This is a genomic window from Streptomyces sp. A0958, assembly GCF_004795035.1.
In the GTDB taxonomy this organism is placed as follows: Bacteria; Actinomycetota; Actinomycetes; order Streptomycetales; family Streptomycetaceae; genus Streptomyces.
The window spans coordinates 41,462-60,418 of the sequence record NZ_SSBK01000034.1 but is presented as its reverse complement, the minus strand read 5'-3'; the positions used below and the strand labels follow the sequence as shown (position 1 = coordinate 60,418).

The 18,957-nt window shown below is 69.2% G+C and carries 16 protein-coding genes; 7 read left to right on the top strand and 9 right to left on the bottom strand.

Features of this window, described 5'->3' with window-relative positions; all coding sequences use genetic code 11:
- Positions 1-358: 358 nt before the first annotated feature.
- From E6P78_RS26405 to E6P78_RS26395, 3 genes are all read right to left on the bottom strand, one after another.
- Positions 359-778, bottom strand: coding sequence for a DUF6113 family protein (locus E6P78_RS26405; protein ID WP_136206149.1), 420 nt, complete (start codon positions 776-778; stop codon positions 359-361).
- Positions 775-1,701 carry an N-acetyl-1-D-myo-inositol-2-amino-2-deoxy-alpha-D-glucopyranoside deacetylase gene (mshB, locus tag E6P78_RS26400; RefSeq protein ID WP_136206148.1) on the bottom strand — a complete coding sequence of 309 codons (927 nt, stop codon included), beginning with the start codon at positions 1,699-1,701 and terminating at the stop codon, positions 775-777. The genes E6P78_RS26405 and mshB overlap by 4 nt, the downstream gene beginning before the upstream one ends.
- A 63-nt stretch (positions 1,702-1,764) precedes the next feature.
- Positions 1,765-1,959: a hypothetical protein gene (locus tag E6P78_RS26395; RefSeq protein ID WP_018100847.1), complete on the bottom strand. Its 195-nt coding sequence runs from the start codon at positions 1,957-1,959 to the stop codon at positions 1,765-1,767.
- A 164-nt stretch (positions 1,960-2,123) separates the two neighbouring features.
- Here E6P78_RS26395 and E6P78_RS26390 point away from each other — a divergent pair, with 164 nt between their 5' ends.
- Complete coding sequence (locus tag E6P78_RS26390; RefSeq protein WP_136206147.1) at positions 2,124-4,250, top strand: prolyl oligopeptidase family serine peptidase; 2,127 nt, start codon at positions 2,124-2,126, stop codon at positions 4,248-4,250.
- A gap of 68 nt (positions 4,251-4,318) precedes the next feature.
- On the opposite strand, the gene E6P78_RS26385 is transcribed toward E6P78_RS26390, so the two are convergent.
- From E6P78_RS26385 to E6P78_RS26360, 6 genes are all read right to left on the bottom strand, one after another.
- Positions 4,319-5,422 (bottom strand): hypothetical protein, encoded by a 1,104-nt coding sequence (locus E6P78_RS26385; RefSeq protein ID WP_136206146.1) that lies wholly within the window; start codon positions 5,420-5,422, stop codon positions 4,319-4,321.
- A gap of 177 nt (positions 5,423-5,599) precedes the next feature.
- Entirely contained in the window at positions 5,600-6,895 is a 1,296-nt protein-coding gene (locus E6P78_RS26380; RefSeq protein ID WP_136206145.1) for a dipeptide ABC transporter ATP-binding protein, read from the bottom strand.
- Positions 6,885-7,862, bottom strand: coding sequence for an ABC transporter ATP-binding protein (locus tag E6P78_RS26375; RefSeq protein ID WP_136206144.1), 978 nt, complete (start codon positions 7,860-7,862; stop codon positions 6,885-6,887). The genes E6P78_RS26380 and E6P78_RS26375 overlap by 11 nt, the downstream gene beginning before the upstream one ends.
- Positions 7,863-7,875: 13 nt before the next feature.
- Complete coding sequence (locus E6P78_RS26370) at positions 7,876-8,850, bottom strand: ABC transporter permease (RefSeq protein WP_136206143.1); 975 nt, start codon at positions 8,848-8,850, stop codon at positions 7,876-7,878.
- A complete protein-coding gene (locus E6P78_RS26365; protein WP_136206142.1) occupies positions 8,843-9,766 on the bottom strand; it encodes an ABC transporter permease in 924 nt (307 codons plus the stop codon). The genes E6P78_RS26370 and E6P78_RS26365 overlap by 8 nt, the downstream gene beginning before the upstream one ends.
- 101 nt (positions 9,767-9,867) lie before the next feature.
- Positions 9,868-11,499 carry an ABC transporter substrate-binding protein gene (locus E6P78_RS26360; RefSeq protein ID WP_136206141.1) on the bottom strand — a complete coding sequence of 544 codons (1,632 nt, stop codon included), beginning with the start codon at positions 11,497-11,499 and terminating at the stop codon, positions 9,868-9,870.
- Positions 11,500-12,068: 569 nt separating this feature from the next.
- On the opposite strand from E6P78_RS26360, the gene E6P78_RS26355 reads away from it, so the two are divergent.
- The 6 genes from E6P78_RS26355 to E6P78_RS26330 all read left to right on the top strand — a co-directional run bounded on the left by E6P78_RS26355 (position 12,069) and on the right by E6P78_RS26330 (position 18,907).
- Entirely contained in the window at positions 12,069-13,034 is a 966-nt protein-coding gene (locus E6P78_RS26355; protein ID WP_136206169.1) for an ABC transporter permease, read from the top strand.
- Positions 13,035-13,120: 86 nt separating this feature from the next.
- Positions 13,121-14,905 carry an ABC transporter substrate-binding protein gene (locus E6P78_RS26350; protein WP_136206140.1) on the top strand — a complete coding sequence of 595 codons (1,785 nt, stop codon included), beginning with the start codon at positions 13,121-13,123 and terminating at the stop codon, positions 14,903-14,905.
- A gap of 86 nt (positions 14,906-14,991) precedes the next feature.
- Positions 14,992-15,972 (top strand): ABC transporter permease subunit, encoded by a 981-nt coding sequence (locus E6P78_RS26345; protein WP_136206139.1) that lies wholly within the window; start codon positions 14,992-14,994, stop codon positions 15,970-15,972.
- A 71-nt stretch (positions 15,973-16,043) separates the two neighbouring features.
- Positions 16,044-17,009, top strand: a complete 966-nt coding sequence (locus E6P78_RS26340) for an ABC transporter ATP-binding protein (RefSeq protein ID WP_240799385.1) — start codon at positions 16,044-16,046, stop codon at positions 17,007-17,009.
- A gap of 26 nt (positions 17,010-17,035) precedes the next feature.
- Positions 17,036-18,109 carry a dipeptide ABC transporter ATP-binding protein gene (locus tag E6P78_RS26335; RefSeq protein WP_136206137.1) on the top strand — a complete coding sequence of 358 codons (1,074 nt, stop codon included), beginning with the start codon at positions 17,036-17,038 and terminating at the stop codon, positions 18,107-18,109.
- Positions 18,110-18,367: 258 nt separating this feature from the next.
- Entirely contained in the window at positions 18,368-18,907 is a 540-nt protein-coding gene (locus E6P78_RS26330) for a hypothetical protein (RefSeq protein ID WP_136206136.1), read from the top strand.
- The last annotated feature ends 50 nt before the right edge of the window (positions 18,908-18,957 follow it).

The following is an 18,957-nucleotide window of genomic DNA, read 5'->3' as shown; positions in this document are numbered from 1 at the left end:
CCGGACCGTCCGGGATCGCCCGGTTCCGGGTTCTCCTCCGGGGCGTCCTGCGACGGGTGCGGTGACGGATACTGGCGCGATCCGTACGGCGGCGTACCCGACGGGTACGCGGCTCCTCCGCGCCCCTGGGGCCCCGAGGACGAACTGTCAGTTTCACGACTCAAAGCAGGTTCTCCCGATTGGCTCCGCCGCCCGTACTTCCCCCGTGCCGCAGCCCGGGCGCCCGAACCACCTTACTGGGCGCTGCCGGCAGACACCCCGCGACCGGGGGAAACGACGGCGCACCCCCCGGACGGACAGGGGGCATTACGGGATCGGACGTGGCACATTACTTGGCAGGTCGGCCGCTGTCGGCCCGCTAGCGGGGCGAGCGCGGCAAGGTGGCGCAGATCACAGCGAGGGCCATTCCGCCCAGCATGAAGAACGCCAGGCCCAGCGCGTCACCGAAGACGTAGTCCCCTTCGGGTCGTCCACTGAGCAGAAAAATGACCGAAATCAGCCACCCCGCCGCCGGCGCCATGGCTCCCGGCTGGGTGCCCGTCAGGGTGCGGCCACCGTAGAAGAGGCCGGCCGCCGCGGCCAGGGCGAGGACCAGTCCGCCGGGGAACCAGGCGGACTGCACCAGCGCCCCGGCGATCCCGACGAGGACGCCGGCGACCACGAGGCCGAACAGGGCGGCGATCCTGCCGGGGTTGAGGGGCGCGGCCATGCCGGTGGCCGGAATGCCCTTCTTCGGCGCTTCCGTCCGGCCGGCCCGCGCCCTGCTGCTGCCGCTCACCGCCCGGCCCCCGCCGCCCCCGCCGCACCCGCCGCACCCGCCGCACCCGCGAAGAGGTCGCGTTCGGGCTCTCCCGCAGGAGCGCCCGGGGTGCCCGTGACCAACTCGTAGTACTCGGTGGTGAAGAGGGGCTGGCCCAGATCGTTCGAGAGGGCGAAGTAAGGCCCCTGGACGGCGACCTGGGTGGCGTGCGCGCGCATCGCGGCGGCCTTCGCCTCCTCGTACCCGGTGCCGTCGATGACGGTGGTCACCAGGGCGTCGTCCACCACACCCGGTACGTCCTCGATCGCGGCGATCCCGGGGAACGCGTCGGGGGCATCGGCCCGCAGACCGGCGAACGCCTTCTCCGCGACCGAGCGCGGCACCCGGTTCCAGTAGACCTTGGCGACGGTGTGCGGGGCGGCGGAGCCGGGGCGGTAAGCGGCGTCGGCGGCCAGTTCCGCGGCACGGGTGGCGACCCGGTGGGCCTGGATGTGGTCGGGGTGCCCGTATCCCCCGTCGGGGTCGTACGTCACCAGGACCTGGGGGCGCACCTCGCGGATCACGTCCACGAGGTGTCCGGCGGCCTCGTCGAGGTCGGCCGACCAGAAGGCGCCGGGGCGGTGGTTCTGCTCGGTGCCCGTCATCCCGGAGTCTCGGTAGCGGCCGGGGCCGCCGAGGAAGCGGTGGTCGGTGACCCCCAGCTCCTTCATGGCCGCCGCGAGTTCGCCGCGGCGGTGGGCGCCCAGGGTGTCGTCCCGGTCCGCGGCGAGATGGGCGAGCGCGGGCGGGATGACCTCGCCCTCCTCGCCGAGCGTGCAGGTCACCAGCGTGACCAGGGCGCCTTCGGCCGCGTACCTGGCCATGGTGGCGCCGTTGTTGATCGACTCGTCGTCCGGGTGCGCGTGCACCAGGAGCAGCCGCCGGGCGGGAAGGTCCGTCATGGGGACCACCCTACGAGCCGGCGGCCCCGCGGTCCGACGGCGGCCGGGGGCCGGGCGGTGGCGTCAGAACTTGATGCCCCCGATCATGCCGGCCACGTTCGTGGTCAGCTCGGAGATGGTGGGCGCGATGGACGAGCTGGCGAGATAGAAACCGAGCAGCGCGCAGACGACCGCATGTCCCCCCTTCAGTCCGGATTTCCGGATCAGCAGGAAGACGATGATCGCCAGCAGCACCACCGCCGAAATCGAGAGCGCCACGGCGGTTCACCTCCATCTGTACGGTCGGGGACGGGCAGCACGCATGGAGCCAGCAGGTTCATACCCACCGAGCGCTACGGATCATAACTATCCGTGGCAAGGCATTGATCGGGGCACAGCAGCACGAGGGGCGCACGGACGGGGGCGGCCGATAGGTTCGGCCCATGACTTCGTCAGAGATCACCTTTCCGCTCCAGTTCGCCCGGACGATGAGATTCACCCTCGGGGCACCTCGCGCGTTCACGGTTTCACCCGACGGTGGACGCGTGGTCTACCTGCGCTCGGGTTCCGGCACCGACCGCTCGGGCCGGCTCTGGGTGCTGGACCTGAACGGGGGCGCCGCCCCGCGCGAGCGGCTGGTGGCCGATCCCGCGGCGCTGCTGGGCGGTTCGGCGGAGCGCCTGTCGGCGCAGGAGCGCGCCCGGCGGGAACGCAGCCGCGAGGGGTCGTCGGGGATCGTGGGCTACGCGGTGGACGCGGCGGCCGAGTTGGCGGCGTTCGCGCTCTCGGGGAAGGTGTACGTCGCGGATCTGCTCTCCGGTACGGCGCGTGCGCTGCCCGTACCGGGGCCGGTGATCGACCCGCGCCCCTCCCCGGACGGGCGACACATCGCCTATGTGTCCAAGGGCGCGCTGCGCGTCGTGGGCGCCGCCGGCGAGGAGGACAGGGCGCTCGCGGAGCCCGAGGACGCCCATGTCGCTTACGGGCTCGCGGAGTTCATCGCGGCCGAGGAGATGGGCCGCTCAAGGGGCTTCTGGTGGTCGCCCGAGTCGGACCGGCTGCTCGTCGCCCGGGTCGACGACAGCCCGGTCCGGCGGTGGTGGATCGCCGACCCCGCACACCCGGACCGCAGGCCCGCCGAGGTCGCGTACCCGGCGGCCGGCACGCCCAACGCCGTGGTGGGGCTCCATGTGATGGACCTGGACGGCAAGCGCACCGAAGTGGTGTGGGACCGGGCCCGGTTCCCGTACCTGGCGCGGGTGCACTGGTCGTCGTACGGGGCGCCGCTGCTGCTCGTACAGGCCCGGGACCAGCTCAGTCAGCTGTGCCTCGCGGTGGACCCGGAGACCGGGGCGACCCGGACGGTGCACGCGGACGAGGACCCGGTGTGGCTGGAGTTGTTCCCCGGGGTGCCCGCGTGGGCGCCGGACGGGCGGCTGGTGCGGATCGCGGACGAGGGCGGGGCGCGGGTCCTGGCGGTCGGTGACCGGCCGCTGACCGGGGCGCAGTTGCACATCCAGTCGGTGCTGGACATCGGGGACTCGGACGTCCTGGTGGCGGCGTCGGCGGGCGAGGAGTCGGCCGCGCCGGAGACCGGCGAGAGCCATGTGTACCGGGTCAACGAGCTGGGTGTCGAGCGGGTCTCCGAGGGCGTGGGCGTGCACACGGCGGTCCGGTCCGGCCGGGTGACGGTGCTGGTCTCGGCCTCGCCCCAGTGGCCGGGGACGACGGCCCGGGTGCTGCGTGACGGCAAGGAGATCGCCACGGTCGCGAGCCACGCGGAGCGCCCGGTCCTGTCCGCCCGGCCGGTGCTCACCGAAGGGGGCGCACGGCGGATTCCGTGCGCCGTGCTGCTCCCCACCGGGTACTCGGAGTCGGACGGTCCGCTTCCGGTCCTGATGGACCCGTACGGCGGGCCGCACGGCCGCCGGGTCCTCGCCGCCCACAACCCGCACCTCACCTCGCAGTGGTTCGCGGACCAGGGCTTCGCGGTGGTCGTCGCGGACGGGCGGGGCACACCGGGCCGCTCACCGGCCTGGGAGAAGGCGGTCAAGCACAACGTGGCGCTCACCCTGGACGACCAGGTGGAGGCCCTGCACGCGCTCGCGGAGCGCTTCCCGCTGGACCTGGACCGGGTGGGCATCCGGGGCTGGTCGTACGGCGGCTTCCTGGCCGGAATGGCCGTGCTGCGGCGCCCCGACGTGTTCCACGCGGCGGTCGTCGGCGCCCCGGTGACCGACCAGCGGCTCTACGACACGCACTACACCGAGCGCTACCTCGGCGACCCGGCCGAGCAGCCGGAGGTGTACGCGTACAACTCGCTGCTCACCGACGAGGGCCTGTCGCACGCGGCGGAGCAGGTGCGGCCGATGATGATCATCCACGGTCTGGCGGACGACAACGTGGTGGTCGCCCACACCCTGCGCCTCTCCTCGGCGCTGCTCGCCGCCGGCCGGCCGCACGAGGTGCTGCCGCTGAGCGGGGTGACCCACATGACCCCGCAGGAGAAGGTCACCGAGAACCTGCTGCTGCTCCAGGTGGACTTCCTGAAGCGTTCGTTGGGGCTCTGAGAGCGTTCGTCGGGGCTCCGTAAGCGGTCGTTGGGTCTCTGAAAGCGGTCCTCGGGGCTCTGAGCGGCCTACCAGCCGGGCGGCGGCTGCGAGGGCGGCGAGGGCGGCGGGGGCGGGCCGAAGCCGCCGCTGCCGCCCTGCGGGTAGCCGTATCCGGGGGCCGGCGGCCGCTGCCCCGGGTACGGGGGCGCTGCCGGTCCGGGCTGCGGCGCGGGGCCGTATCCGGACGGGCCGCCGCACCAGGGGTCCTGGCCCGGCCCGTGCGGGCCCCGCACGTCGGCCAGGCCCCGCGGGGCGAGCGCGATCAGCACGGCCACCGAGGCGAACGCCTGGAAGAACCAGCTGGCCACCATGAGCTGGTCCTCGACCGGCAGCGAACCGAAGTCGTCCAGCAGGTCGTAGTGGACGACCCGGATCACGCCCAGCACCCCGCCGGTCAGCAGCAGCGCGGCGGCCACCAGGCCGAAGGGCCGTGCGTGCGTGGCCCGGGCCGCGGCGCTCACCCCGGCGTACGCGCAGAGCAGGGCCACCAGCACGGTCGCCCACCCCGGCGGCGGGCTGGTCAGCCCCTGCGCGACCCGGTCACCGCCCACGTACCAGTCGGGGAAGATCTCCGAGTACCGCACCACCTGGCGGATCTCCCAGGCGATCAGCACCGCACCCGCCGCGCACAGCAGCAGGAACGCCAGGACTCCCGCGCCCGGCCCCGGCCGCGTCGGCGTCGGCTCGTAGGCGTCGGCCGGGGGCCTGCGGCCGGCGGCGGCGGTGATGATCAGCGCGGCGCCCGCCGCGAGGGCCACGAACGCGCAGATCAGCGCGCGCGAGCGCAGGTCCTCGGAGAACAGGTGGTCCATCCGGCGGTCGCCGATGCTCCAGAGCCCCGGGAGCCGGACGCCGAGCGTGACCACCCCGGTGACGACGAGCGCGGGGGCGCCGACCGAGGAGCGCAGCGCGGCCATGGCGACGGCCACGTACACCACGAACAGGACGGCGTCCATGGCCGAGGTCGCGGGCATCACCTGCGGGCGTGCTTCGTAGAACCCCGCCCAGTACCGCCACAGTTGGCCGAATTCCGCCGCCCTGGCGTCCCGTACCAGCCAGCTCGCGACGATCACCGCGAGTACGCCGCAGAGAGCGCCGCCGGTGACTCTTGCTCCGCGGGTGAGTATCACCCGAGCGATCCTCCACCGCGTCCGCTCCGGACAAGAGGGCCTGTGTGCGCGGCGGGACACGGCGACCGGCCGGGGGGCGTGACACCCACCGGCCAGTCCACGGCACCCGCACGGCCGTACACCGTCCATGGTGCCGGGCGCGTATATCGGGGAAGTCGCCCGCGTGTTGACGCCCGGTCAGTTCACCCGGCTGCTCCCCGAGGCCGGCGGCGGGCCGTCCTCGTCGCCGGTGGACGCCCCGGGGGCCGGACCGCCCTGGTCCTCGCCCTTCTCCGCCGCCTGGGCCGCCTGGGCCGCCTGCGCGGCCGCCTTCTCCTGGCCGCCCTCGCCCGGGACCGGCTCCAGCGTCCCTTCCGGCGGGACCACCCGCTTCTCCTCCGCGAAGTGGCAGGCCGAGTCGTGCCGGGCCGGGCTGTCCGTGTCCCGGAAGGCGGCCGGGACGGCCAGCAGCGGCACCTCCAGTTCGCACCGCTTCTGCGCCTTCCAGCAGCGGGTGCGGAAGCGGCAGCCGGAGGGCGGGTTGGCGGGCGAGGGCACGTCGCCGTGCAGGATGATCCGCTCCCGGTGCTCGCGCGCCGTGGGGTCCGGCACCGGCACGGCGGAGAGCAGGGCCTGCGTGTACGGGTGCGTGGGGTGGTCGTAGATCTCCGCGTCCGTGCCGATCTCGATGAACCGGCCGAGGTACATGACGCCGACCCGGTCGGAGATGTGCCGCACGATGGACAGGTCGTGCGCGATGAAGACGTAGCTCAGGTTGAACTCCGCCTGGAGCCGGTCCAGCAGGTTGACGACCTGCGCCTGGACGGAGACGTCCAGCGCGGAGACCGGTTCGTCGGCGACGATGATCTCGGGGTTGAGCGCGAGGCCGCGGGCGATGCCGATGCGCTGGCGCTGACCGCCGGAGAACTGGTGCGGGTAGCGGTTGATGTACTCCGGGTTGAGGCCCACGACGTCCAAAAGGTCCTGGACCCTGCGCCGCCGGTCGCCCTTGGGGGCCACCTCGGGGTGGATCTCGTACGGTTCCCCGATGATGTCGCCCACCGTCATCCGCGGGTTGAGCGAGGTGTACGGGTCCTGGAAGACCATCTGGATGTTGCGGCGCACGGCCTTCATCGCACGGCCGGACAGCTTGGTGACGTCCTCGCCCTTGTACCGGATGGAGCCGGCCGTCGGCTGCTCCAGGTGCACCAGCAGCCGGGCGACGGTCGACTTCCCGCAGCCGGACTCCCCCACCACGCCGAGCGTCTCGCCGGCCCCGAGGTCGAAGGAGACCCCGTCGACCGCCTTGACGGCCCCGACCTGCTTCTTGATCAGGATGCCCTGGGTCAGCGGGTAGTGCTTGACGAGGTCGCGCACCTCCAGGATCGGTTCGCCGCCCGCGTACGCGCTCTGCTGCCGGGACTTGGACAGGAGGGTGCGCGCCACCTCGCCCTCTTCGCGCGCTTCCCTGCGCCCCGAGTGGTCAGCGTGCATCGAGCGTCTCCTTCCAGAAGTGGCAGGCGCTCTGTCGGTGCTCGGCCACGTCGTACAGCGGCGGCACGTCACTGCGGCAGACGTCCTGGGCCATCGGGCAGCGCGGGTGGAAGGCGCAGCCGGGCGGGATGTGCAGCAGGTTGGGCGGCAGGCCCTTGATCGCGTACAGCTCCTGGCCCTTCTGGTCCAGGCGCGGGATCGAGGCCAGCAGGCCCTTGGTGTACGGGTGAGCGGGTGCCTTGTAGATCTCGTGCACGGGCGAGGTCTCGACGATGCGGCCCGCGTACATCACGGCGATCTTGTCGGCGACGTCCGCGACGACCCCGAGGTCGTGGGTGATCAGGATCAGGCCCATGTTCAGTTCGCGCTGGAGTTCCGCGAGGAGGTCCATGACCTGGGCCTGGACGGTGACGTCGAGGGCGGTGGTCGGCTCGTCCGCGATGATCAGGGAGGGTTCCAGGGCCAGCGCCATGGCGATCATGATGCGCTGGCGCATACCGCCGGAGAACTGGTGCGGGTAGTTGCCGACCCGTTCCTTGGCGGCCGGGATGCGCACCCGGTCCATCAGCTCGACGGCCTTGACCTTGGCCTCCTTGCGGGACATCCCGCGGTGCACGACGTACATCTCGCCCAGCTGCTCGCCCACGGTCAGGACCGGGTTGAGGGAGGACAGCGCGTCCTGGAAGATCATGGCCATCTCCTGGCCGCGGATCTTCCGGCGCTCCTCCCTCTTCATCTTCAGCAGGTCGTGGCCCTTGAAAAGGATCTCGCCGCCGCTGATCTTCCCCGGTGGCATGTCGAGGATGCCCATGACCGCCTGCGCGGTGACCGACTTGCCGGAGCCCGATTCTCCGAGCACGGCGAGCGTCTCGCCCTCGGCCACCGAGTAGTTGACCCCGTTGACGGCCCTGACGATCCCGTCCCGGGTGTGGAACTCCACGTGCAGATCGCGCACTTCGAGCAACATGGCAGCGGACTCCTCAGCGCAGCTTGGGGTCGAGGGCGTCGCGCACCGCGTCGCCGAGCATGATGAAGGCGAGCACCGTGACCGCCAGCGCGCCGGCGGGCCAGAGGAGCATGTGCGGGGCGTTGCGGATGTACTGGGACGCGGCGGAGATGTCGATGCCCCAGGAGACGGCGGGCGGCTTCAGGCCGACGCCGAGGAACGACAGGGTGGCCTCCAGGGCGATGTACGTGCCCAGGGCGATGGTCGCGACGACGATGACCGGGGCGATGGCGTTCGGTGCGATGTGCCGCAGCATCATGCGCGCGTTGGACGCGCCGAGTGCCCGGGCGGCCTGGACGTAGTCGTTGTGCTTGGCGGTGATGACGGAGCCGCGGGCGATGCGGGCGATCTGCGGCCAGCCGAGGAGCACGATGAAGCCGATCACCGGCCAGACGGTGGAGCTGGTCACCACGGAGAGGAAGACCAGGCCGCCGAGGACGACGGGGATGCCGAAGAAGACGTCGGTGAGGCGGGAGAGGATCGCGTCCCACCAGCCGCCGAAGAAGCCGGCCATGCCGCCGAGGACACTGCCGATCACGGAGACGCCGAGGGTGGAGCAGATGCCGACGGTCACGGAGTTGCGGGCGCCGTGGACGACACGGGTGTAGACGTCGCAGCCCTGGCCGTCGTAGCCGAAGGGGTGGCCGGGCCGGGAGCTCTGCTGGGCCTTGCCGAGGTCGCAGTCGAGCGGGTCGCCGGAGGCGATGAGCTGCGGCCAGATCGAGATGACCACCAGGAAGAGGATGATCAGCGCGGAGATGATGAAGACGGGGTTGCGGCGCAGGTCGCGCCAGGCGTCGGACCACAGGCTCTGCGGTTTGGTGTCGGGCCCCGTCCCGTCGGGGCCGCCGGGGGACTTCTCCAGGCTGTCGCCCTCCGCGAGCGCGAGGTCCGTGGGCCCGCCGGCCCCGGCCGGCGAGATCGCCTCGTCCGGTGTCTGCTCAGGCATAGCGAATCCTCGGGTCGAGTACGGCGTAGAGCAGGTCGACGATCAGGTTGGCCGCCAGGAAGACGAGGACCAGGACGGTGACGAAGCCGACGACGGTCTGCGAGTTCTGGCGCAGGATGCCCTGGTAGAGCTGGTAGCCGACGCCGTGGATGTTGAAGATCCGCTCGGTGACGATCGCCCCGCCCATCAGGGCGCCCACGTCCGTACCGATGAAGGTGACGACGGGGATCAGCGAGTTGCGCAGCAGGTGCCGGATGACGACGCGGCGCCTGGGCAGGCCCTTGGCGGTGGCGGTGCGGACGTAGTCGGCGCGGGTGTTCTCGGCGATCGAGGTCCGGGTGAGCCGGGTGACGTACGCCAGGGAGACGGAGGCGACCACGAGGCCGGGGATGAGCAGCTCGTTCAGCGGGGCCTCGGTGGAGACGGACGGTTTGATGACGCCCCACTCGACGCCGAGCAGCAGTTGGAGCAGCAGGCCGGTGACGAAGGTCGGGATCGAGATGACGATCAGCGTCAGGATCAGCACGGTGGTGTCGATGGGGCGGCCGCGGCGCAGGCCGGTGACGACGCCGAGGCTGATGCCGATGACGATCTCGAAGACGATCGCGACGAGGGTGAGGCGGATGGTGATGGGGAAGGCGGTGCCCATCAGCTCGGTGACCTTCTGCCCGTTGAACGCGGTGCCGAAGTCGCCGGTGAAGACGTTGCCCATGTAGGTGAGGTATTGCTGCCAGACCGGCTTGTCGAGGCCGAATTCCGTACGGAGTTGGGCGGCGGTCGCCGGGTCGCACTGGCGGTCGCCGCAGAGACCCGCGATGGGGTCACCCATCACGTTCACCATGAGGAAGATCAACAGCGTGGTGCCGAAGAAGACCGGGATCATCTGCAGCAGCCGCCGGATCACATAACGTCCCATGAGGGGCTCCGGGGGTCGCGGGGACGGAGGATGTGGAGTCGCGGGGACGGGGAAGCCGGGCGGCCGGTGCGGGGAACGCACCGGTCACCCGGCTTCGACCGCTACTTGACCTTGATCTGCTCGTACACCGGGACGCTGAACTGGTTCAGGGAGACGTTGGTGACGTGATCCGAGTAGCCGGCGCTGCCGTTCTGGTACCAGAGCGGGATGACCGGCATCTGCTTGACCATGACCTTCTCGGCGTCCTGGAAGGTGGAGACGGCCTTGGCCTTGTCGGACTCGGCGTTGGCCTTGTTGACGAGGTCGTCGAACTGCTTGTTGTTCCACTTGCCGTCGTTGGACGAGGCGTTGGTGTAGTACACGGGCTGCAGGAAGTTCTGGATGAGCGGGTAGTCCATCTGCCAGCCCGCGCGCCAGGCGCCGTGCAGCTTCTGCTGGGAGACCTGGCTGCGGAAGTCGGCGAAGGTGCCGACGGGGGCGCCCACGCACGCCTTGTTGTCGCCCATGACCTTGTTGATGCTGTTGCAGACGGCGTCGACCCATTCCTTGTGGGAGCCGGTGTCCGCGTTGTACGAGATCTTGAGCTGGCCGCCGGGAATGCCGCCGCCGTCCTCGATCATCTTCTTGGCCTCGGCGGCGTCGTACGTGCACTCCTTGCCGCACAGGCCCTTCTTGAAGCCGCCCTCCTCGCCGAGGACCGGGGAGGTCCAGTCGGAGGCGGGGGTGCGGGTCTTCTGGAAGATCTGGCTGGTGATCTGGTCGCGGTTGATCGCCATCGACAGGCCCTGGCGGACCTTGATCCCGCCGGGGGTGTCCCACTTCTTGTCGTAGAAGGGGAAGGCCAGGGTCTGGATGATGCCGGCCGGGGTGTTGATGTAGCGGTCGCCGAGGTCCGACTTGACGTTCTTGAGCTGGGAGGCGGGCACGTCGTCCACGAGGTCGAGGTTGCCGGCCGTCAGGTCGGTGTAGGCGGTGTTGTTGTCGGTGTAGACCTTGAGGTCGATGCCGCCGTTCTGCGCCTTGTCGTCCCCGGGGTAGTCGTCCCACTTGCGCAGGCTCATCGAGGAGCCCTTGGTGTACTTGTCGATGGTGTACGGGCCGTTGCCGATCGGCTTGGAGACCCAGGCCGCGTGGTCGGTGAAGAAGGCCTTGGGGAGCGGGGCGAAGGCCGGGTAGCCGAGGGTGTCGGGCCACAGGGAGAACTTCTGCGTCAGCTTGACGGTGAAGGTCTTGCCGTCCACGAGCTTGAGGCCGGAGAGCTTGGTGGCGCTTGCCTTGCCGGATTCGGGGTGGACCTTGTCGTAGCCGTCGATGTAGCCGAAGAAGTAGGCGTTCTTCTGGTTGTTCTTCAGCAGGGCGCCGTAGTTCCAGGCGTCCACGAAGGACTTGGCGGTGATCTTCTCGCCGTTGCTGAAGGTCCAGCCGTCCTTCACGGTGACGGTGAAGTTCTGGTTGTCCTTGGTCTCGATCTTCTCGGCGAGCATGTTCGTGGCCTCGCCGGTCTTCGGGTCGTACTTCTTGAGACCCCGGAAGATCATGTCGAGCACCTTGCCGCCCTGCACCTCGTTGGTGTTGGCCGGCTCCAGCGGGTTCTGCGGGTCACCCCAGGAAGAGCTCACGATCCCGTCGGCGCCACCTCCACCGCCGCCGCTGTCGCCCCCGCCGCAGGCCGTCGCCGCCAGGGCGACGGCCGCCGCGCATGCGGCCCACTTGACGTGTGTGGCTCCGCGCATGGAGTGCCTCCTCTTAGTGCTCCGGCTTACGTGAGGTCAAATATCACCTCATAACGGGGCGTACGCATATCTACTCCCCCCATTCGGGCACGACAGGAGGCGCGCCGCCCCCGTCGGACGTCCACGGAACGAGATTTCCGACGCGTACACGACAGGCCCATGAAGGCCCCTCACCGCCCCTGACAAGCGGCGAAGCGATAACGGCGGAGCAACGAACACGCATCGGCCCCATAGCGCCATATCCGGATGTACGAATTCCGAGACAACACCGCCCGGATATCGGACTCAATGCCCGAATTGAAGTGTTTTGCAGGCCAATATGCTCTGGCATAGGTAAATGAAAGGTAAATACAAGGCCACAGACAGGTCATGCACGGGTCAAGCTTCCAAAGAGCACTTCAAGGCGGACTGACTTTCATTGACCCTGCGTGAATTGCGTTGAAAAGGTCCGGGTAGCCCGTGGGTGTGCCCTGCGGAGTCCTTCGACCCTCCGGGCCAGGAGCACCATGACGATTCCAACCTCGAACGCAGCAGCCCCTCTTGAGGCGGCCGATGTGACGGCACCGGCGATGCCGGACGTCCCCCCGAACAAGGGAGGCGACGGCCGGTCACCGGGAAAGCTGGCCTGGCGCCGCTTCAAGCGTGACCGTACCGGCGTGATTTCCGGTTATGTAGTCATTTTCTTCTTCGTGGTGGCCATCGCCGCCCCACTGATCGCGAAGCTGTACGGAAAGGACCCGTACACGACGTACGGGCAGAACGACACCAGCCTGCTGGACGACTTCGGTTCCCCGGTCCTTCCCAATGGCGGGATCAGCAGCGATTTCTGGTTCGGCATCGAGCCCGGACTCGGCCGGGACGTCTTCACCTTCCTGCTCTACGGCATGCGCAACTCCCTGCTCATCGCCGCGGCCACCACACTGCTGATCACCGTCATCGGCATCGCCGTCGGCATCACGGCGGGCTACCTCGGCGGCAAGACGGACTACCTCGTCGGCCGGGTCATCGACATCCTGCTGGCCTTCCCCTCCACGCTCTTCTTCATCGCCTTCTGGCCGGTGATGATCTCGATCCTGGTCGACCCGGAGGAGAACACACCGGTCTGGCTGACCGTCGTCACCCTCATCTCGGTCATGACCGCCTTCGGCTGGGCCTCCATCGCCCGCCTGCTGCGCGGCGAGGTGCTGGCCCTGCGCGAGCGCGAGTTCGTCGAGGCCGCCAAGGTCACCGGCGCGTCCCCGGCGCGGATCATCTTCAAGGAACTGCTGCCCAACCTCTGGACGCCGATCCTCATCCAGGCCACTCTCGCGCTGCCCGCGTACGTCACGGCGGAGGCGGGTCTCGCCTTCCTGGGCGTCGGGCTGACCTCACCGACCCCGGACTGGGGCGTGATGATTCAGCGCGGTTCGGACGTCTACCAGAGCGACATCACGTTCATGCTCTTCCCCGGCGCCACGATGGTGATCTTCGTGATCGCCTTCAACCTCCTCGGCGACTCGGTGCGTGACGCACTGGACCCGAAGACCAAGCGCTGAACCCGCTGAAAACGCCGTACTTCGGACGGGCGACGGGGCCCACCCGGATGAACCATCGTTTCTCCACTCGACCAGAGCAGGAAGCCATGTCTCTCTCCCGCAGAAACTTCGTCATCGCCACGTCGGTCGCGGCCGGCGGCTCGATGGTGCTCTCCGCCTGCAGCAGCGGCAGCTCGAACACCGACAAGGGCACGAGCAAGGGCCACGGCGGCGCCGACAAGTACACCGGCTCGGTCGTCGTCGGCACCAAGGAGGACTCGACGGGCCCCGCGCCCGAGATCGCGGGCGCCAAGAAGGGCGGGACGATCCGCGGTATCGGGCCGGACGACTTCTCCCACCTCGACCCGCAGCGCATCTACTACTCGTGGAACTCGGAGATCGGCAATCTCCTCATCCGCTGCCTGACCGGCTACAAGATCGCCACGGACGGCTCGATGAAGCTCGTCGGCGACCTCGCCACCGACGCGGGCACCATGGGCGACGAGGGCAAGTCCTGGTCCTTCACCCTGAAGGACGGCCTCAAGTGGGAGGACGGCAAGGAGCTCACCGTCGAGGACGTGCGCCACGGCATCGAGCGGGGCTTCGCCAGCTTCACCACCGAGGGCGCCGGCTACGCCCAGCAGGCGCTGACCGGCTCCACCGACTTCCGCGGGAAGTACAAGGGCCCGTACGGCGGCAAGCACCTCGAATCGATCGTGACGGACGCCTCCGCGAAGACCATCACCTTCAAACTCGCCGAGGCCCGCCCCGACTTCAACTTCACCCTGGCGATGACCTCCTACGGCGCCGTCCCGGTCAAGGGCGACAGCAAGGAGAAGTACGACAAGGACCCGGTCTCGGCCGGCCCGTACCGCATCAAGGCCCACTCCATCGACAAGTCGATGACGCTGGTGCGCAACGAGCACTGGGACCCGAACACGGACTCGATCCGCAACGCCTACCCGGACAGCTTCGCCTTCGAGTTCGGTCCGGAGTCGCTCCAGGCCGCCGACCGCCTGATCGCCGACTCCGGCGACGACCAGTACGCCTTCATGGCGTACAGCGGCGTCCCGGCCGAGCGCATCCAGAAGGTCCTCACCGACCCGGAGCTGAAGAAGCGCACCTTCAACGGACTGCTCACCGGCGTCTACTACTACGCCATCAACACCAAGCGGATCACCGACCTGAAGGTGCGCCAGGCGCTCATCCACGCCTGGCCGCTGGAGCAGATCCGCAAGATCTACGGCGGCCCGTCGGCCGGTGACTACGCCACGTCCATCCTGAGCCCCGACATCATGGGCTACGCCAAGGACGACGTCTACGGCAAGCTGAAGAAGCCGCAGGGCGACCCGGAGAAGGCCAAGCAGCTCCTGAAGGAGGCGGGCAAGGAGGGCCAGAAGATCGTCTACGCCTTCCCGCAGAGCAACATCTACGACAAGACCAAGGTCGTCATCGAGAACGCCCTCAAGGCGGCCGGCTTCAACCCGGTCCTCAAGCCGCTGGACTCCTCCAGCTACTACGACCAGATCCAGCAGATCGACAACAAGTTCGACGTGATGTGGTTCGGCTGGGCCCCGGACTGGCCGACCGGCTACACCCTGATGCAGCCGCTGTTCGACGGCGGCACCATCGCCAACGGCGCGAACAACATCTCGCAGCTGAACGTCGACTGGGTCAACGAGGCCATCAAGAAGAACGTCACCATCCCCGACCCGGTCGAGGCCGGCAAGCAGTGGGCCGCGCTCGACAAGCGGATGATGACGGAGGAGGCGCCGATCATCCCCGAGACGTTCCAGCGCCGCTTCTACCTGTACGGCTCGAAGGTCGGCGGGGCGATGTTCGACCCGCAGTACTCCTCGGCCGTGATCTACAAGCTGTTCGTGAAGGCCTGAGCCGACACTCCAGAGGCGGGGCGCCCGTGTGGCGCCCCGCCCGCCCCCCTCCCCCTCGTCGGCGTCTGCCAGGGAAATCCATCGCCATGTTCCGCTTCCTCATCCGCCGGGCAATCGGCGCACTGGTCATCCTGCTGATCATCAGTGCCATCACCTTCGTCCTCTTCTACGTCGCGCCCCGCGACCCCGCTCGTGTGGCCTGCGGCAAGGTGTGCACGCCGGAGACGCTGGCGCTGGTCAAGCGCAACCTCGGCATCGCCGACCCACTGCCGGTGCAGTACTGGCACTGGCTCCAGGGCGTGTTCGTCGGCCGCGACTACACCTCGTTCGGCCACTGCCCCGCCCCGTGCCTGGGCTACTCGTTCCACAACCGCGAGCCGGTCCTCGGCACCATCCTGGACCGCTTCCCGACGACGCTCTCCCTCTCCGTCGGCAGCTCGGTCGTCTTCGTCGTCTTCGGCGTGGGCACCGGCATGCTGGCGGCGGTGAAGCAGGGCAAGATGCTGGACAAGGTCGCCTCCTCGGCCTCGCTCATCGGCTCCTCGATGCAGATCTACATCGTCGGCGTGGTCGCCATGTACTACCTGACCGACCAGTGGCACATCCTCAACCGCCCCAAGGACGTCCCGTTCACCGAGGACCCGGCCGGCTGGTTCTCCGGACTGCTGCTGCCCTGGCTGGTGCTGGCGCTGATCTTCACCGCCAACTACACGCGTATGGCCCGCTCCCAGCTCGTCGAGTCGATGAGCGAGGACTACGTGCGCACCGCCCGCGCCAAGGGCCTGTCCCGGCGCACGGTGTTCTTCCGGTTCGCCTGGCGCGGTGCGATGGGCCCGATCGTGACCATCTTCGGTCTCGACATCGGCCTGCTGCTCGGCGGCGCGATCATCACGGAGAAGGTCTTCGGCCTGCACGGCATCGGCGCCCTCTCGATCAAGGCCGTCAACGACAACGACCTGCCGATGATCCTCGGTGTCGTCCTGGTCGCGGCGGCGGCGATCGTCGTGTTCAACATCGTCGTCGACGCCGTCTACGCCCTCATCGACCCACGCGTCCGCCTCGCCTAGGGAGAGATCCAGTGAGCACCCCCTTCCTCTCCGTACGCGATCTGCGCGTGCACTTCTCCACCGAAGACGGCATGGTCAAGGCCGTCGACGGGCTGTCCTTCGACGTCGACCGCGGCAAGACCCTCGGCATCGTCGGCGAATCCGGCTCCGGCAAGTCCGTGACCAACCTGGCCATCCTCGGTCTGCACCACCCGGACCACACCGAGATCGAGGGCGAGATCCTGCTCGACGGGCAGGACCTGCTGGCCGCGTCCGAACGGGAGCTGGAGCGGCTGCGCGGCAACAAGATGGCCATGGTGTTCCAGGACGCGCTGGCCTCGCTGTCGCCGTACCACACCATCGGCGCCCAGATCGGTGAGACGTTCCGCAAGCACACCGGCGCCTCCAAGCGGGAGGCACGGGCGCGGGCCGTGGAGATGCTCACCAAGGTGGGCATCCCGCAGCCGAACCTGCGCGTCGACGACTACCCGCACCAGTTCTCCGGCGGTATGCGCCAGCGCGCGATGATCGCCATGTCGCTGGTGTGCGACCCCGCGCTGCTGGTCGCCGACGAGCCGACGACCGCGCTGGACGTCACCGTGCAGGCCCAGATCATGGACCTGCTCAAGGACCTCCAGCAGGAGTTCGGCACCGCGATCATCTTCATCACCCACGACCTCGGCGTCATCGCGGACATCGCGGACGACGTGCTGGTGATGTACGGCGGGCGCTGCGTGGAGCGCGGTACGAAGAAAGAGGTGCTGCGGGCGCCCCAGCACCCGTACACCTGGGGGCTGCTGGGTTCCATGCCCACCCTCGAAGGGCCGGTGGACGTACCCCTCTCGCCGATCCCCGGCACCCCGCCGAGCCTCCTCAACCCGCCGACCGGCTGCCGCTTCCACCCGCGGTGCTCGTTCACCGAGCAGGTCGGCGGCGACCGCTGCTCGGCCCAGCAGCCTCCGCTGGACCTGGTGTCCGGGCGCGGGGCCGCCTGCCACCTGACGCCGGAGCAGCGCGCGGAGTTCTTCGACGACTTCGCCGGCACCCGGCCCAACTGACGTACAAGAGACGGGACTTTTCCACCATGAGCAGCACCGACCCCCTCCTGGACGTCTCCGGACTCACCAAGCACTTCCCGATCAAGGGCGGCTTCCCGATCCGGCGGACGGTCGGGGCCGTCCAGGCTGTGGACGGACTGGACTTCACGGTCTCCGAAGGCGAGAGCCTGGGCCTGGTCGGTGAGTCCGGCTGCGGCAAGTCCACGACGGGCCGGCTGGTCACCCGGCTGCTGGAGCCGACCGCCGGCCGGATCACCTACCGCGGGCAGGACATCACCCACGCCTCCCGCAAGCAGCTGGCTCCGGTCCGCTCCGAGATCCAGATGATCTTCCAGGACCCGTACGCCTCGCTGAACCCGCGCCAGACGGTCGGCAAGATCGTCTCGGCGCCGATGGAGGTCAACGGCATCGAGCCGCCCGGCGGCCGTGAGGCCCGGGTGCGGGAGCTGCTGGAGACGGTCGGGCTCAACCCGGAGCACTACAACCGCTTCCCGCACGAGTTCTCCGGCGGTCAGCGTCAGCGCATCGGGGTGGCCCGCGCGCTGGCCCTGGAGCCGAAGCTGATCGTGGCGGACGAGCCGGTCTCCGCGCTGGACGTGTCGATCCAGGCGCAGGTGGTGAACCTGCTGCAGAAGCTCCAGAAGGAGCTGGGCATCGCGTTCCTGTTCATCGCGCACGACCTGGCGATCGTGCGGCACTTCTCGCAGCGCGTGGCCGTGATGTACCTGGGCCGGATCGTGGAGATCGCCGACCGCGAGGACCTGTACGGCAATCCGCGCCACCCGTACACGCGGGCGCTGCTCTCGGCCGTACCCGAGGTCACCGCGGACGATGTGCCGGCCCGTGAGCGCATCCGGCTCACCGGTGACGTCCCCTCCCCCGTCAACCCGCCGTCGGGCTGCCGCTTCCGTACCCGCTGCTGGAAGGCGACGGACAAGTGCGCGAGCGAGACACCGCCGCTGGTGCAGGTCGCGGGCAGCCGGGACGGCCACCTGACGGCCTGCCACTACCCGGAGGAGCCCGCCGGCACCGCATCGGCCGTACCGAAGGCCCGCACGGCCCCGGCGGGGCCGCCACTGCCCGGCCCGCAGAAGGAATAGGACGCGTCGGCCTGTCGACCCGAGCTCCGCGAGTCCTGTTCCCCGGGTACGGGGAGAGGCGCCCGGAACCACATGGTTCCGGGCGCCTTCGCGGTTGCGGGGCGGGTACTCCGGAACGCCGTGGTGCCGGCCGGGGGCGGAATGAGCCCTTCCTCATCATTAAGCTCAATAGTCCCTCAAGTCCCACGCGCCGCAAGGGAGTCACCTCGTAACGTGTGACGCGCACCGCACAAGAAACCCCATCGCAGGAGGAACTGCGTGAAGCGTGCCATCAGTACCGTTGTCACTACCGCACTGCTCGGCGCGGGGACCGTCGCTGTCACAGCGGCCCCGGTCTCGGCCGCACCGAAGGTCACATGCGACCAGACCCCGATCTACTCGATCGGCGACAAGAAGACGGTCTGGCGCCCGACCAATGTGCACAGCGACTGGATGAAGCCGGGCATAGGCACCACCTACACGACAACGAAGACCGGCACGTGGACGGCCACCGGCACCGCTACCGTCGGCGCCGAAGCGGGCGTCATCTTCGCCAAGGCGTCCACCTCGTTCAGCGTCTCGGTCGGCTACTCGTGGTCGAAGTCGGGCAGCTGGTCGTACACGGCCACGGTCCCCAAGAAGAAGGGCAAGACCCGAGGCCGACTGATGATGTACCACTCGGCCAAGGGGTTCAGCGTCACGAAGTACCGCCTGCACTCCACCTCCACCGGCTGCAAGAAGACCAAGCTCTGGAAGAAGAGCAACAACGTCGCCCCGGTCAAGAAGAACGAAAACCTCTGGGGCATTCAGTACAAGTAGGCCTCCGCCGCCGGACGTCCTCCGGCCGGCGTTCGGTCGCGGAAACACCG